The 15,472-nt window shown below is 64.9% G+C and carries 15 protein-coding genes; 11 read left to right on the top strand and 4 right to left on the bottom strand.

Translation table 11 applies throughout. The features are described 5' to 3' along the window. The first annotated feature begins 47 nt into the window (after nucleotides 1-47). From dapD to cls, 5 genes are all read left to right on the top strand, one after another. On the top strand, nucleotides 48-887 hold the full coding sequence (dapD, locus tag NCS00_RS06115) for a 2,3,4,5-tetrahydropyridine-2,6-dicarboxylate N-succinyltransferase (protein WP_175979978.1): 840 nt from the start codon (nucleotides 48-50) through the stop codon (nucleotides 885-887). 2 nt (nucleotides 888-889) lie between these two features. Beyond that, nucleotides 890-1,261, top strand: a complete 372-nt coding sequence (locus NCS00_RS06110) for an ArsC family reductase (protein WP_008350107.1) — start codon at nucleotides 890-892, stop codon at nucleotides 1,259-1,261. Nucleotides 1,262-1,356: 95 nt separating this feature from the next. Continuing rightward, nucleotides 1,357-2,493, top strand: a complete 1,137-nt coding sequence (dapE, locus tag NCS00_RS06105) for a succinyl-diaminopimelate desuccinylase (RefSeq protein WP_008350108.1) — start codon at nucleotides 1,357-1,359, stop codon at nucleotides 2,491-2,493. 30 nt (nucleotides 2,494-2,523) lie between these two features. Continuing rightward, nucleotides 2,524-3,408, top strand: a complete 885-nt coding sequence (prmB, locus tag NCS00_RS06100) for a 50S ribosomal protein L3 N(5)-glutamine methyltransferase (RefSeq protein WP_008350110.1) — start codon at nucleotides 2,524-2,526, stop codon at nucleotides 3,406-3,408. A gap of 129 nt (nucleotides 3,409-3,537) precedes the next feature. Continuing rightward, nucleotides 3,538-5,028 (top strand): cardiolipin synthase, encoded by a 1,491-nt coding sequence (gene cls, locus NCS00_RS06095; RefSeq protein WP_033537247.1) that lies wholly within the window; start codon nucleotides 3,538-3,540, stop codon nucleotides 5,026-5,028. A gap of 6 nt (nucleotides 5,029-5,034) precedes the next feature. Here cls and NCS00_RS06090 read toward each other — a convergent pair whose 3' ends face one another. Beyond that, nucleotides 5,035-5,526, bottom strand: coding sequence for a glutathione peroxidase (locus NCS00_RS06090; protein WP_250439607.1), 492 nt, complete (start codon nucleotides 5,524-5,526; stop codon nucleotides 5,035-5,037). Nucleotides 5,527-5,681: 155 nt separating this feature from the next. On the opposite strand from NCS00_RS06090, the gene NCS00_RS06085 reads away from it, so the two are divergent. Together NCS00_RS06085 and NCS00_RS06080 are read left to right on the top strand one after the other, a co-directional pair. Next, nucleotides 5,682-7,622, top strand: coding sequence for an ATP-binding cassette domain-containing protein (locus NCS00_RS06085; protein ID WP_175979975.1), 1,941 nt, complete (start codon nucleotides 5,682-5,684; stop codon nucleotides 7,620-7,622). Nucleotides 7,623-7,637: 15 nt separating this feature from the next. Further along, complete coding sequence (locus tag NCS00_RS06080) at nucleotides 7,638-8,660, top strand: CaiB/BaiF CoA transferase family protein (protein ID WP_250439605.1); 1,023 nt, start codon at nucleotides 7,638-7,640, stop codon at nucleotides 8,658-8,660. Here the strand turns inward: NCS00_RS06080 and NCS00_RS06075 are convergent. The 3 genes from NCS00_RS06075 to alr form a co-directional block, all read right to left on the bottom strand. After that, nucleotides 8,657-8,920 (bottom strand): DUF2866 domain-containing protein, encoded by a 264-nt coding sequence (locus NCS00_RS06075; protein ID WP_008350121.1) that lies wholly within the window; start codon nucleotides 8,918-8,920, stop codon nucleotides 8,657-8,659. The genes NCS00_RS06080 and NCS00_RS06075 overlap by 4 nt on opposite strands. Before the next feature lie 162 nt (nucleotides 8,921-9,082). After that, nucleotides 9,083-10,468 (bottom strand): DNA repair protein RadA, encoded by a 1,386-nt coding sequence (gene radA / locus NCS00_RS06070; RefSeq protein ID WP_175979974.1) that lies wholly within the window; start codon nucleotides 10,466-10,468, stop codon nucleotides 9,083-9,085. A gap of 40 nt (nucleotides 10,469-10,508) precedes the next feature. Next, nucleotides 10,509-11,579, bottom strand: coding sequence for an alanine racemase (gene alr / locus NCS00_RS06065; RefSeq protein WP_034472003.1), 1,071 nt, complete (start codon nucleotides 11,577-11,579; stop codon nucleotides 10,509-10,511). 281 nt (nucleotides 11,580-11,860) lie between these two features. On the opposite strand from alr, the gene lplT reads away from it, so the two are divergent. From lplT to thiD, 4 genes are read left to right on the top strand one after another with little or no spacing between them, the layout of a single operon-like run. Beyond that, complete coding sequence (gene lplT / locus NCS00_RS06060) at nucleotides 11,861-13,168, top strand: lysophospholipid transporter LplT (protein WP_008350127.1); 1,308 nt, start codon at nucleotides 11,861-11,863, stop codon at nucleotides 13,166-13,168. A 13-nt stretch (nucleotides 13,169-13,181) separates the two neighbouring features. Beyond that, entirely contained in the window at nucleotides 13,182-13,997 is an 816-nt protein-coding gene (thiM, locus tag NCS00_RS06055; protein WP_034472006.1) for a hydroxyethylthiazole kinase, read from the top strand. A 1-nt stretch (nucleotide 13,998) separates the two neighbouring features. Beyond that, nucleotides 13,999-14,646, top strand: a complete 648-nt coding sequence (gene thiE / locus NCS00_RS06050) for a thiamine phosphate synthase (protein WP_250439603.1) — start codon at nucleotides 13,999-14,001, stop codon at nucleotides 14,644-14,646. Nucleotides 14,647-14,656: 10 nt separating this feature from the next. Then, a complete protein-coding gene (gene thiD, locus NCS00_RS06045) occupies nucleotides 14,657-15,463 on the top strand; it encodes a bifunctional hydroxymethylpyrimidine kinase/phosphomethylpyrimidine kinase (RefSeq protein ID WP_309792133.1) in 807 nt (268 codons plus the stop codon). Nucleotides 15,464-15,472 lie beyond the last annotated feature (9 nt).

Genomic DNA, 15,472 nt, shown 5'->3' with positions numbered 1-15,472 from the left:
CGGTTCTGAAACGTAGCCGGCCCAACTACCCATCCTTGATACCAACTATGTCGCAACAACTTCAGAGCATCATCGATACCGCCTGGGAAAACCGCGCCGAGCTGTCGCCCAAGGCCGCGCCCGCCGAAGTCCGCGAAGCCGTCGCGCATGCGATCGAGCAGCTCGACAAAGGCCAGATGCGCGTCGCCGAAAAGCGCGATGGCGACTGGGTCGTGAATCAGTGGCTCAAGAAGGCCGTGCTGCTGTCGTTCCGACTGGAAGACAACGCGCCGATGCCTGCCGGTGGCGGGTCTTACAACTACACGCAGTTCTACGACAAGGTGCCCTCGAAGTTCGCGAACTACACGGCCGAAGACTTCGCGGCGGGCGGTTTCCGCGTCGTGCCGCCGGCCATCGCGCGCCGCGGCTCGTTCATCGCGAAGAACGTCGTGCTGATGCCGTCTTACACCAACATCGGCGCATATGTCGACGAAGGCACGATGGTCGATACGTGGGCGACCGTCGGCTCGTGCGCGCAGATCGGCAAGAACGTGCACCTGTCGGGCGGCGTGGGCATCGGCGGCGTGCTGGAGCCGCTGCAGGCGAACCCGGTCATCATCGAGGACAACTGCTTCATCGGCGCGCGTTCGGAAGTCGTGGAAGGCGTGATCGTCGAAGAGAATTCCGTCATCTCGATGGGCGTGTATCTCGGCCAGTCGACGAAGATCTACGATCGCGAAACCGGCGAAGTCACGTACGGCCGCATTCCGGCGGGCTCGGTCGTCGTCGCGGGCAACCTGCCGTCGAAGGACGGCTCGCACAGCCTGTACTGCGCGGTCATCGTGAAGAAGGTCGACGCCAAGACGCGCGCGAAAGTCGGCCTGAACGAACTGCTGCGAGGCGACTGATTTTGGCACGCGGATCCACCCCGACGACTGTCGTCTACGGCATTCCGAACTGCGACACGGTGAAGAAGGCGCGCGTGTGGCTGGAAGAGCACGGCGTGCCGTTCGAGTTTCACGACTTCAAGAAAGCCGGCGTGAACGAGAAGCTGGTTCAGGACTGGCTGAAGGACGTATCGCTCGATCAGCTCATCAACAAGCGCGGCACGACGTGGCGCGGCCTGTCGGACGTGCACAAGGCCGAAGCCGACACGACCAACGGCGCGATCGCGCTGATGATCCACAAGCCGTCGATCATCAAGCGGCCGGTCGTGGTGGTGAACGGACGCGTGAAGACGCTCGGATTTTCCGCCGAGCAGTACGAAACGCTCTTTGCCTGAGCCGATGCGATGACTGTGAATCCGACGGTCATCGCGAGCTTGCTACGAGTGCCGGCCCGCGCGCCGGCATTTTTTATCGCTGTGGAAAAAGAACCATGTCCGGCACCCTTTCCCTTACCGAAGCGCTGATCGAACGCGCATCCGTCACGCCCGACGACAAGGCTTGCCAGGCGCTCATGATCGAGCGGCTCGCGGCGATCGGCTTCGAATGCGAAACGATCGAATCGGGCGGCGTCACGAACCTGTGGGCCGTCAGGCGCGGCACGGACGCAAGCGGCAAGCTGCTCGCCTTCGCCGGCCATACCGACGTCGTGCCGACCGGCCCGCTCGAACAGTGGAGCTCGCCGCCCTTCACCCCGACGCATCGCGACGGCAAACTCTACGGTCGCGGCGCGGCGGACATGAAGGCGTCGCTCGCGGCGTTCGTCGTGTCGAGCGAGGAATTCGTCGCGCAGCATCCGGAACATCGCGGCACGCTCGCGTTTCTCATCACGAGCGATGAAGAAGGCCCCGCGACCGACGGCACGATCAAGGTCGTTGAAGCGCTGAAGGCGCGCGGCACGCGGCTCGATTACTGCATCGTCGGCGAGCCGACTTCGAACGCCACGCTCGGCGACATGGTCAAGAACGGCCGGCGCGGCTCGATGACGGGCAAGCTCGTCGTCAAGGGCGTGCAGGGGCATATCGCGTATCCGCATCTCGCGAAGAATCCGGTGCATCTGCTCGCGCCCGCGCTCGCCGAGCTCGTCGCCGAAAAATGGGACGACGGCAACGAATATTTCCCGCCGACAACCTGGCAAGTGTCGAACCTGCATTCGGGCACCGGCGCGACCAACATCATTCCCGGTCATGCCGACCTGATGTTCAACTTCCGCTTCTCGACCGCGAGCACGGTCGAGAGCCTGCAAAGCCGCGTCCACGCGATCCTTGACAAGCACGGCCTCGAATACGACCTGCAGTGGATCGTGAGCGGCCTGCCGTTTCTCACCCCGCGCGGTGCGCTGTCCGACGCGCTCGAAAAAGCCATCGCCGATGAAACCGGCGTGCGCACCGAGCTGTCTACCACGGGCGGCACGTCCGACGGACGCTTCATCGCGCAAATCTGCGATCAGGTCGTCGAATTCGGCCCGCCGAACGGCACGATCCACAAGATCGACGAGCATGTCGAAGTGCGCTTCATCGAACCGTTGAAGAACGTGTACCGCCGCGTGCTCGAAGCACTGATCGCCTAATTCAAATCCGACAATAAAAAGGAGCCTTCGATGGCGCTGCCCTTCACGACCGTGCGCGACCTGCTGCGCTTCGGCGTCTCGCGTTTCACCGAAGCGGGCTTGTCCTTCGGCCACGGCTCGTCCAATGCCTACGACGAAGCCGCGTATCTGATCCTGCATACGCTGCATCTGCCGCTCGACACGCTCGATCCGTTCCTCGACGCGCGCCTGCTCGACCACGAGATCGACGCGGTCATGAAAGTCATCGAGCGCCGCGCGAAGGAACGCATTCCCGCCGCGTACATCACGCAGGAAGCGTGGATGCACGGCCGCCGCTTTTACGTCGATGAACGCGTGATCGTGCCGCGCTCGTTCATCGGCGAGTTGCTGCAGGACGGCTTGCAGCCGTATGTGGCCGATCCGGATCAGGTCACGCGCGTGCTCGAACTGTGCACCGGCTCGGGCTGCCTCGCGATTCTCGCGGCGCAGGCCTTCGAAAACGCCGATGTCGATGCCGTCGACATTTCCGCCGATGCGCTCGCGGTCGCGCGCCGCAATGTGGACGATTACGGTCTGGAAGAGCGCGTGAGCCTCTACGAAGGCGACCTGTACGCGCCGCTTCCCGAGGCGCGCTACGAGGTCATCATCACGAATCCGCCGTACGTCAACGCGGACGCGATGCAGGCGCTGCCGGCAGAGTACCGCCACGAACCCGAGCTCGCGCTCGCGGGCGGCGCGGACGGCATGGACGTGGTACGGCGCATCGTGCGCGACGCGGGCAAGTGGCTGACCGAGGACGGCGTGCTCGTCGTCGAGATCGGCAATGAGCGCCCGAATGTCGAAGCCGCGCTCGGCGGCCTCGATCTCGTCTGGCTCTCGACGAGCGCCGGCGACGACAACGTGTTCCTCATCCAGGCCGCCGACCTTCCGGCCTGAGCGTCCGCTTCTCCGTGAGCGGTCGTTGCGGCGGCGCAAGCGCTGCAACGATCGCTGACACTTCGCGTGGAAGGGTTGGGTAATATGGCAAATCGCCATTAGCCAAGCCCTTAGCTCCTTCCCGCGTCTATGCAAGCATCCGACTGGCTTCACCTCGGCACGCTCGTGATGGCCGCGCATGTGCTCGGCGTGATCGCCGCGATCCATGCCGTCATCAACACACGCACGTCGCAAGGCGCGGTCGCGTGGGCCGTGTCGCTCGTCGCGATGCCCTACTTCACGCTGATCCCGTATCTCTTCCTCGGCCGCAGCAAGTTCGCCGGCTATATCGACGAACGGCGGCTGGAAATCGAGATCCTGCGCAGCCGTTCGAAGCCTGCCGAATGGGATTCCGGCGCCCGCAGCGATGCGCCCGAAGCCGCTCCGCTCGTCGATTCCACCGGCGCGCGCGGCGAAATCGCGCCGGGGCCTGCCGCTTATCTCGGCAATCCGACGATCCGCACGCTGCAGCGCCTGTCCGGCATGCCGTTCTTGCGCGGCAACTCGGCCCGCGTGCTCATCAACGGCGACGCGACGTTCGCCGCGATTCTCGAAGCGATCGCCGGCGCCGAACGCTATGTGGTCGTGCAGTTCTTCATCGTGCGCGCCGATGCGCTCGGCGAAATGCTCAAGGACGCGCTCATCAAGAAAGCTCAGGCCGGCGTGCGCGTGTACTTCCTCTATGACAGCATCGGCAGCTTCGACCTGCCGCATCGCTACGTCAATGCGCTGCGGGCGGGCGGCGTCGAGGCGCATCCGTTCGCGGCCACCCGCAAGTTCGTGCACCGTTTCCAGATCAACTTCCGCAATCATCGGAAGATCGTCGTGGTGGACGGCAAATGCGCGTTCGTCGGCGGGCACAACGTGGGCGTCGAATATCTCGGCGGCAATCCGCGGCTTTCGCCGTGGCGCGACACGCATATCGAAGTGCGCGGCCCGGCGGTCGCGAGCATTCAGTTCGTGTTCACCGAAGACTGGTACTGGGCGACGCAACGCCTGCCGGAACTCGGCCCCGCGCCGCATTCCGGCGAGAACATGCACTGCATGGTGCTGTCGAGCGGCCCGGCGGACAAACAGGAAACCTGTTCGCTTTTCTTTGTCGAGGCGATCAACGCGGCGCGCGAGCGCATCTGGATCACATCGCCCTATCTGATTCCCGACGAAGCCGTGTTCTCGGCGCTGCGGCTCGCCGTGATGCGTGGCGTCGACGTACGCATCCTGATTCCGAGCCGGCGCGATCATCGCGTGGTGTTCGCGGCGTCGCGGCTTTACGCGTACGACCTCGTGCAGGCGGGCGTTCGCATCTTCCGCTACAAGCCGGGATTTCTGCATCAGAAGGTCGTGCTCGTCGACGGCATCGCCGCGTCGATCGGCAGCGCGAATCTCGACAATCGCTCGTTTCGCCTGAACTTCGAGATCACGGTGCTGACCGTCGATCGCGCGTTCGCTAGCGAAGTGGAAACCATGCTGCTCGCCGACTTCGCGCATTCGTTCGAGATCGACGCCAATGACTATCGCGGCAAGGCCTTCTGGCGGCGCATGGCGATGCACGTCGCGCGGCTTTTCTCGCCGATTCTCTGAGCGGCGTCAGAGCAGCTTTTCGATGTCGTCGGTGATCGATTCCGGCTTGGTCTGCGGCGCATAGCGCTTGATGACCTTGCCACTGCGATCGACGAGAAACTTCGTGAAATTCCACTTGATCGCTTCGATGCCGAGCAGGCCCGGTTCCTTGTCCTTCAAATACTTGTAGAGCGGATGCGCGTTGGAGCCGTTCACCTCGATCTTCGCGAACATCGGAAACGTGACGCCGTAGTTTTGCTCGCAGAAAGCGCCGATTTGCCCGGCATCGCCCGGTTCCTGCTTGCCGAACTGGTTGCACGGAAAGCCGAGCACCTCGAAACCGCGCGCCGCGTACTGTCGATAAACCTCCTGCAAACCCTGGTACTGCGGTGTGAATCCGCATTCGCTCGCCGTATTCACGATGAGCAGAACCTTGCCGCGGTACTTGTCGAGGCTGACGGTCGCGCCGTCGAGTGTTTCGGCCGAGAAGCCGTAGATGCCTTCGCTGGCTGTGCTCATGGCGTGCTCCGGAAAAATTCGATGAAAGTCACGCGATGCTAACCCGTCGCGCGTTCGCCCGCCATTAGCCGAACGGCCGACCCCTGCCGCGCAATCGGTCCGGTCTAAAATAGCGCTTTCCCTCAAAGCCGCGCCCTTTTCGCCGCCATTCCGACGTGATCCGCTTCAACCAGTTCAGCCTGTCCCGCGGCACCAAGCCGCTTTTCGAAGACACGAGCTTCACGCTCAATCCGGGCGAGAAGGCCGGTCTCGTCGGCGCAAACGGCGCGGGCAAGTCGACGCTCTTTTCCGTGCTGCGCGGCGAATTGCACGCGGACGGCGGCGATTTCTCGATGCCGCCGTCGTGGCGCATCGCGCACGTCGCGCAGGAAACGCCCGCCGTGGATCGCAGCGCACTCGACTACACGCTCGACGGCGACACGCATCTGCGTGCGATCGAGGCGCGCATCGTGGCCGCGTCCGCCGCGCATGACGGCGCGGCCGAAGCGGAAGCCCACGCCGCCTTCGCCGATGCCGATGGCTACACGGCGCCCGCGCGCGCCGAAACGCTGCTGCTCGGTCTCGGCTTCACGCTCGAGCAGACGAGCGAGCCGGTGTCGAGCTTCTCGGGCGGCTGGCGCATGCGCCTGAATCTCGCGCAGGCGCTGATGTGTCCGTCCGATCTGCTGCTGCTCGACGAACCGACCAACCACCTGGACCTCGACGCCATCGTCTGGCTGGAAGACTGGCTCGGGCGCTATGCGGGCACGCTCGTCGTGATCTCGCACGACCGTGAGTTCCTCGATTCGGTCTGCAACGTCACGCTGCATCTGGAAAATCGTCAGGTGAAGCGCTACGGCGGCAACTACAGCCAGTTCGAAGTGCTGCGCGCGCAGCAGATCGCGCTGCAACAAAGCGCGTACGAGAAGCAGCAAAGGACAGTCGCGCATCTGCAGAGTTTCATCGACCGATTCAAGGCCAAGGCGACCAAAGCCAAGCAGGCGCAAAGCCGCGTGAAGGCGCTGGAGAAGATGGAGCTGATCGCGCCCGCGCACGCAACCTCGCCCTTCACGTTCGAATTCCGCGAGCCCGACGCCGCGCCGAATCCGATGATGGTCATGGAGAGCGTGCGTTGCGGCTATCACAACGACGCGGGCGGCGAGATTCCAATCGTCGAAGGCGTGACGCTGTCGATCCAGAACGGCCAGCGCATCGGCTTGCTCGGCGCGAACGGTCAGGGGAAATCGACGCTCATCAAGACGCTCGCGCAGACGCTCGAACCGCTTTCCGGCGACGTCCGGCAGGGCAAAGGCTTGCAGATCGGCTATTTCGCGCAGCATCAACTGGAAACGCTGCGCCCGGACGATTCCCCGCTCCAGCATCTCGCGCGCCTCGCACCCGACACGCGCGAGCAGGAACTGCGCGACTTTCTCGGCAGCTTCAACTTCTCCGGCGACATGGCGACCGCGAAGATCGCGCCCTTTTCCGGCGGCGAGAAGGCGCGGCTCGCGCTGGCGCTCATCATCTGGCAAAAGCCGAATCTGCTGCTGCTCGACGAGCCGACCAACCACCTCGACCTCGAAACGCGCCACGCGCTCACCATGGCGCTCGCGCAGTTCGAAGGCACGCTCATACTCGTGTCGCACGACCGGCACTTGCTGCGCGCGACGACCGACACGTTCATGCTCGTCGCGAAGCATCGCCTGAGTCCGTTCGACGGCGATCTCGACGACTACCGCGACTGGCTTCTGCAGCACGCCGCCGAAACGCGCGCGGCGGCGAAGGAAGCGAGCGCCGCGGCCTCGGGCGAGGCGTCCGACAGCGCGCTCAATCGCAAGGAACAGCGCCGGCAGGAAGCTCAGGAACGGCAAAAGCTTGCGCATCTGACGAAGCCGCTCAAGTCGCGCATCGCCAAGATCGAGAAAGAGATGGAAAAGCTCAACGCGGAAAAATCGGCACTCGATGCGTTCGTCGCCGATCCGGCGAGCTACGAAGCGCCGATGAAAGCGAAACTCACTGAGACGATCCGACGCCAGGGCGAAGTGAATGCGCGCCTCGAAACGCTCGAAATGGAGTGGCTCGAAGCGCACGAGGAACTGGAGCAGATCGGCTCATAACAGGAGATCGACAACTTGACGACGCCTTCCCTCACCGGCCTGCGCGTGCTGGATCTGACGCGGCTTCTACCCGGCCCCATCGCCACGCTACGGCTCGCGGAACTCGGCGCCGATGTGCTCAAGATCGAGCCGCCGGGCGAAGGCGACTACACCCGCACGATGCTGCAAAGCGAAGCCGATCGGCAAAGCGGCACGCCGAGCGCGTTTTATCGCATCGTCAATCGCGGAAAGCGGCAGCTCACGCTCGATCTCAAAACGGACGAAGGCCGCGCGAAATTGATCGAGCTCGCGCGCGACGCAGACGTGCTCGTCGAGAGCTTTCGACCTTCGGTGATGGCGCGGCTGGGCGTCGGCTACGACGTGCTGCGCGAGGCAAATCCGAAGCTCGTCTATTGCGCGATCACCGGTTTCGGCAGCGAGGGACCGTTCGCGCAGAAGGCCGGACACGATCTGAACTACATCGCGTATGCGGGCGTGCTGGATCAGCTCGCGGCGCGCGACGGCACCCCCATCGCGCCGAATTTCCAGTTGGCGGATCTGCTCGGCGGCGCGCTTTCGGCGGTCATGGAAATACTGGCGGCGGCGTGGCACGTCGCGCGCGGCGGCGAAGGACGTTGCCTGAATGTGTCGATGACGCACGCGGCGCACGCGCACAACGTGATGGCGCATATCGCGCTCGCCAATGCCGACGAAGCCACGACGCGCGCGGGCGCTGGCCTGCTGAACGGCGGCGCGCCCTGCTATGACGTGTATCGCACGCGCGATGACCGTTTCGTCGCGGTCGGCGCGCTGGAGCTGAAGTTCTGGCAGACCTTGTGCGAAGCGCTCGGCCGTCCCGATTGGGCGACGCGGCACTGGAGCCGCGGACAGGCGATCGGCGGTGCGGACGCGGCAGACTTGTCCGCGCAGCTTGCCGCGATTTTCCGCGAACGCACGCGCGACGAATGGATGACGTTGCTGGAGCCGCTCGATTGCTGCGTCGCGCCCGTGCTGACGCCTGCCGAAGCGGCGGCACACCCGCTTTTCAGAAGCGCCTAACGCCGCGGCAAGACCTGACGCGGCTGACGTTCGTCGTCGACGAGCACATGCTTGCGGCCCGTCACATGCTCGCGAATGGTCGCGACGACTTGATCCTCGGTGACATCGGCCGCGACGACGCGACGCGAGATCTGGCCTTGCTCGTCGATCCATTCGACGATCCGGCAGCCGCTGCCCCAAGGCTGCTGAAGCGGCGCGGAGACGCGGCATCCGCGCAGGTGGAAAGCGGGCTTCGGCCGGGCTGAATTAGCGTGTTTCAATGCGTGGTCCTCTCGATCCTTCCGGTCACTTCGCGTGTTGAAATGCCCTTGGCGAAGTTGGCCGGGTCCGTAGCCCTGTAAGGATAGGAAAACCGCGCGTCCGTTGGGTTACATTGCGCAACGAGATTTTTACACGCCGTTACGAAGGGTCCGATCGCGAAATCATTCGAGGTCGCGAACGCGGTCGATCGCTTCCTCGATGCGGTCCACGGCGATCACCTTCAGACCGTCGATGGCCTGCTTGGGCGCGTTCGCCTTCGGAATCAGCGCGACGGAAAAGCCTAGCTTCGCCGCTTCCTTCAGGCGATCCTGCCCGCGCGGAGACGGCCGGATTTCACCCGCCAAGCCCACCTCGCCGAACGTAATGAGACCCTTCGGCAGCGGCTTGTTGCGCATCGACGAGTGGATCGCGAGCAGCACGGCGAGATCGGCGGCGGGCTCGGTGATCTTCACGCCGCCGACCGCGTTCAGGAACACGTCCTGATCGAAACACGCAATTCCCGCGTGCCGATGCAGCACCGCCAGCAACAGCGCCAGCCGGTTTTGTTCCAGCCCGACCGCGAGCCGGCGCGGATTGGGCACGTGCGCCGTATCGACGAGCGCCTGCACTTCGACGAGCAGCGGCCGCGAACCTTCCTGCGTCACGAGCACGCACGAACCCGCGACGCTCTGCTCGTGCTGCGACAAAAATAGCGCCGACGGATTGGCGACGCCGCGCAAGCCCTTTTCCGTCATGGCGAAGACGCCGAGCTCGTTGACGGCGCCGAAGCGATTCTTGAACGCGCGCACGAGCCTGAACGACGAGTGCGTGTCGCCCTCGAAATACAGCACGGTATCGACGATGTGCTCCAGCACGCGCGGTCCCGCGAGGCTGCCCTCTTTTGTCACGTGGCCGACCATGATGATCGACGTGCCCGTCTGCTTGGCGATGCGCGTGAGTTGCGCCGCGCACTCGCGCACTTGCGCGACGGAGCCGGGCGCGGACGTCAGCGCTTCCGAGTAGATCGTCTGAATCGAGTCGATGACGGCGACTTCAGGCCGTTGCTCATCGATGGTCGCCTGGATCTTTTCGAGCTGAATTTCCGCGAGCAGCGCGAGATCGCCCGCGGCGCTCGCGCCGCCGATCAGTCCGAGCCGCTGCGCGCGCAGCGCGATCTGCGCGCCGGATTCCTCACCGCTCACGTAGAGCGCCGGCCGCTCGCGCGCGATTTCGGCGAGCGATTGCAGTAGCAATGTCGATTTGCCGATGCCCGGATCGCCGCCGATCAGCACGACGCCGCCCGGCACGAGCCCGCCGCCCAGCACGCGATCGAATTCGCCGACGCCCGTCGTGAAGCGCGGCACGTCCGACGCCTCGATTTCCGCGAGCTTGCGCACCGGCGAACTCTTCGCGAGCGCCTGGAAGCGATGGTTCGACGCCGTCTGCGCCACCGATTCGGTCAGCGTGTTCCACGCGTTGCATGCGGCGCACTGGCCGGTCCACTTCGGCGATTCCCCGCCGCATTCGCTGCACACATACAGCGTTTTTGCCTTCGCTACTTTTGCCACTCGAAGCCTTGCCTGATTTCTTGTTGTTGATTTCGTGTTGTTATTCCGCGCGCACCGGCACGCGTTGCGCGATCGCGCACATGAGTTCGTAGCCGATCGTGCCGGCCGAGCTCGCGACATCGTCGATCGGCAGATTCGCGCCCCACAGTTCCACGCGCGAACCGATGCCGGCGTTCGGGCACGGCGTCAGATCGACGGTCAGCATATCCATCGACACGCGGCCGACGAGCCGCGTTCTCGCGCCGTCGACGATCACGGGCGTGCCTTCGGGCGCCACGCGCGGATAGCCGTCCGCGTAGCCGCACGCGACCACGCCGATGCGCATCGGCGTTCCCGCTGTATACGTCGAGCCATAACCGATGCTGCTCCCCGCGTCGACCGTCTGCACGGCGATCAGCTCGGACTGGAGCGTCATCGCGGGCTTGAGGCCGGTATCGGCGATATCCGCGGTCACGCCCGACGGCGATGCGCCGTACAGCATGATGCCGGGCCGCACCCAGTCGAAGTGCGCGCCCGGGTGCCACAAGAGCGCCGCCGAGTTCGCGAGACTGCGCGCGCCCGCGATGCCTTCCGCGCCGCGTTCGAACGCTTCCAGTTGATGCGCGACGCCGCGCGGGCCATCGGCATCGGAAAAATGGGTCATGAGCGTGATCTGGCCGACGCCCTGCACGGCGCGCGCGCGCTCCCACGCGGCGCGGAACTTCTCGGGCGTATAGCCGAGCCGGTTCATGCCGCTGTTCATCTTCAACTGAATGTTGACCGGTTTCGACAGCCGCGCCATTTCCAGCATCCGCAACTGCTCGTCGCAGTGCACGGCCGTGGTGAGGCTATAGCGGTCGATCACGTCGATGTCGGTCGGCCGGAAAAAGCCCTCGAGCAAAAGAATTGGCCCGGCCCACCCCAATTCACGCAACTTCGCGGCTTCTTCGAGGTCGAGAAGGCCAAAGCCGTCCGTTGCGCGCAAACCGGGGAACGCCCGGGCGAGACCGTGGCCATATGCATTGGCCTTGACGACGGCCCAGATCTTGGATTTCGGGGCGTACTTGCGTGCAACGGCCAGGTTGTTGGCGAGCGCGGCGGTGTGAATTGTTGCTGAAAGGGGGCGCGGCATGAGCGTTTGGTGGAATTGCAACGAGTGCGGTCTAAAAGGCCAGCATACGCGAGCGGGACGCGTCCTGCTGCGCCGACCGGGACGCCTTGCGAATCAGTATGTTATGAGGAATCACGAACACAGGCGCGTCATTTCTGGCGCGATCGAGATTACTGCTAGTCAGAATGCGCCTATTTTCGTGTTATAAAGCCGTGCACACAACCCATTTCGAAAGGCATAAGCCCGAGTGCACGACCGGTGCCCGGGGCGGATCACCCGCAGTGAGGAAAGCTTCGGATCAGATGAAAAAAGGTTTTTACACCATCATGGCCGCGCAGTTTTTCTCATCGCTGGCCGATAACGCTCTACTGATCGCTGCCATTGCACTGCTGAAAGACCTTCACGCCCCGAACTGGATGACGCCGCTGCTCAAGCTGTTCTTCGTCCTGTCGTATGTGATTCTCGCGGCTTTCGTCGGCGCTTTCGCGGATTCCCGGCCCAAGGGCCACGTCATGTTCGTGACCAATTCGATCAAGGTCGTGGGCTGCGTGACGATGCTCTTCGGCGCGCATCCGTTGCTCGCGTATGGCATCGTCGGGTTCGGCGCGGCGGCCTATTCGCCCGCGAAATACGGCATTCTGACCGAGCTCCTGCCAGCCGATCGGCTCGTCGCCGCGAACGGCTGGATCGAAGGCACGACGGTCGGCTCGATCATCCTCGGCACGGTCATGGGCGGCGCGCTCATCAGTCCGCATATCGCCAGTCATCTGCTGTCGCTGCACATTCCGCGCATCAACACGCCCGCCGAAGCCGCAATGCTCGTCATCATGCTGATGTACGTGATCGCCGCGATCTTCAATCTGCGCATTCCCGACACCGGCGCGCGCTATCCGAAGCAGGAGACGCGGCCGCTCAAGCTCATCACCGATTTCGCCGACTGCTTTCTCGTGCTCTGGCGCGACAAGCTCGGCCAGATCTCGCTCGCCGTCACGACGCTCTTCTGGGGCGCAGGCGCGACGCTGCAGTTCATCGTGCTGAAATGGGCCGAAGTGTCGCTCGGCATGACGCTCTCGCAGGCAGCGATCCTGCAGGCGGTGATCGCGGTCGGCGTCGCGGCGGGCGCGGTGCTCGCGGCCGCGCGCGTGCCGCTCAAGCGCTCGCTCAGCGTGCTGCCGGTAGGCATCGTCATGGGACTCGCCGTCATGCTGATGGCCTTCTACACGCGCCATCTCTTTCCCGCGCACTGGGGCATCTACTTCGGCAAGATGCACTTCCCCGGCTACCTGCTGATCGCATATGTGTTCCTGATGATCGTCGGCGGACTGTCGGGCTTCTTCGTCGTGCCGATGAACGCGCTGCTCCAGCATCGCGGGCACGTTCTGCTTTCCGCCGGGCATTCCATCGCCGTGCAGAATTTCAACGAAAACCTGTCGGTGCTCGTCATGCTGTGCCTCTACGCCGTGCTCGTGTGGCTCGACGTGCCGATCCAGTTCGTCATCGTGCTGTTCGGCTCGTTCGTGTGTCTCATGATGTACTTCGTGATGCGACGGCATCAGGCCAATCAGCGCGCGTTCGATTCGGTCGCGCTGATCGGCGAAGCGCGGCACTGACCCTCTTCGCATCATGCTTGCCGCCGATCTCTTTTCCTTCGTCACCCGCGTGCGCGAACGCGCGCCGCTCGTGCATTGCCTCACGAATCTCGTCGTCACCAACTTCACCGCGAACGTGCTGCTCGCGATCGGCGCCGCGCCCGCGATGGTCGTCGCGCGCGAGGAAGTCGGCGAATTCGCGGCCGTCGCCAATGCGCTGTCGGTCAATCTCGGCACGCTCGACGTGCCGCAGAGCCGCGCGATCCGCGCCGCCGTCGAGGCCGCCAACAGCGCGGGCACGCCGTGGGTGCTCGATCCGGTCGCGGTCGGGCCGCTCGCGTTTCGCACGGAATTTGCGTTCGATCTGCTCGATGCGAAGCCCGCGGTGATCCGCGGCAACGCGTCGGAGATCATCAGCTTGTCGGGGGGCGCAGCGAGCGGACGCGGCGTCGACAGCACCGCCGCCACCGATGCCGCGCTCGACGCCGCGCAGGTGCTCGCGCTGAAGACGCAGGCCGTCGTCGCGGTCACGGGCGAGACCGATTACGTGACCGATGGCCGCCGCGTCATCGCGATGTCGAACGGCTCGCCCTTGATGACGCGCGTGACGGGCGTCGGCTGCGCGTTGTCCGCGACGGTGGCCGCGTTCGTCGGCGCGGCGCCGGATCGCGACGCGTTCTGGTCCGCGACCGTCGCCGCCATCGCCTATTCGACCATCGCGGGGGAACTCGCCGCGCGCGACGCCGCGCTGCCCGGCAGCTTCGCCGTCGCGTATCTGGACCGGCTCGCATCGCTCGATGAAGCCGCGTTCGGCAAGACGCTCGTGCAGCGCGACATCGTTGCCGGCTGACATGCGCGCTTCGTTCGATCTCTCGCTCTATCTCGTGCTCGATCCCGTGCAGTGCGGCGGTCATGACGCGGCGGTTCGTGTCGCGCGCGCCGCGCTCGAAGGCGGCGCGACCATCGTGCAACTGCGCGCGCCCGAGTGGCACAAGCGCGCGTGGTTCGAACTCGCGCGCGATTTGCTGCCGATCACGCGCGCGCACGGCGTGCCGTTTGTCGTCAACGATCATGTCGATGTCGCGCTGGCTGTCGGCGCGGATGGCGTGCATATCGGCCAGCGCGATCTGCCCGCCGATGTCGCGCGCCGACTGCTCGGGCCGGACGCGCTGATCGGCCTGTCGGTATCGAATCTCGATGAAACCGCCGACGCGGCGAAACGCGCGGGCGTCGTCGATTATCTCGGCGCGGGTCCGGTGTACGCGACGCCGACCAAGACCGACGCCTCCACGCCCTGCGGCATCGACGGTCTCGCTGAAATCTGCGCGGCCGCGCATGTGCCGACCGTCGCGATCGGCGGCATTCAGGCGCATAACGCCGCAGACGTCATGCGCGCGAAGCCGGCCGGTCTCGCGGTGGTGTCGGCGATCTGCAAGGCGGCCGATCCGCGCACGGCGGCCTCGGCGCTTGCCGCGACCATCGCACAGTCACGCATCTAAGCTCATGGCAATCACGAAAACCATTCCGAACGTCCTCACGATCGCCGGCTCCGACTCGGGCGGCGGCGCGGGCATTCAGGCCGATCTGAAGGCGTTCTCCGCGCTCGGCGCGTACGGCGCGAGCGTCATCACGGCGCTCACCGCGCAAAACACGCGCGGCGTGACAGCCGTTCACGCGCCGGAGCCCGCGTTCATCGCGGCGCAGCTCGACGCCGTGTTCGACGACATCCGCATCGATGCCGTGAAGATCGGCATGCTGGCGAACGCGGGCATCGTGCGCGCGGTCGCCGAGGCGCTCAAGCGCCATCGGCCGAAACATGTTGTGCTCGACACCGTGATGATCTCGAAGAGCAATCACGCGCTGCTCGCGCCGGAAGCCGTTGCCGCGTTGCGCGACGAATTGCTGCCGCTCGCGACGCTCGTCACGCCGAATCTGCCGGAAGCGGCGGCGCTGTTAGGCGACGAAAGCGCCGCCGACGAAGACGCGATGGTCCGTCAGGGCGAAGCCTTGCGCGCGCTCGGCGCGCGGGCCGTGCTGATGAAAGGCGGCCATCTTGCATCGAACGACAGTCCCGACTGGCTGATCGAGGCGGCGGGCGCACTGAGGCTCGGCGGCGCGCGCGTGCCGCTCAAGAACACGCACGGCACGGGCTGCACGCTGTCGTCGGCGATCGCGGCGCTGATTCCGCAAACCGACGATCTTGCGAGCGCGACCGCCGAGGCTAAGCGCTATCTGACCGGCGCGATCGAAGCGAGCGTGCGGCTCGACGTCGGTCATGGCGTGGGTCCGGTGCATCATTTTTTCCGCTGGTGGTGATCAGCCGGT

It is taken from the genome of Caballeronia sp. AZ1_KS37, from assembly GCF_023631165.1.
Classification (GTDB): Bacteria; Pseudomonadota; Gammaproteobacteria; order Burkholderiales; family Burkholderiaceae; genus Caballeronia; species Caballeronia zhejiangensis.
This window is presented reverse-complemented; position numbering and strand designations above follow the sequence as displayed.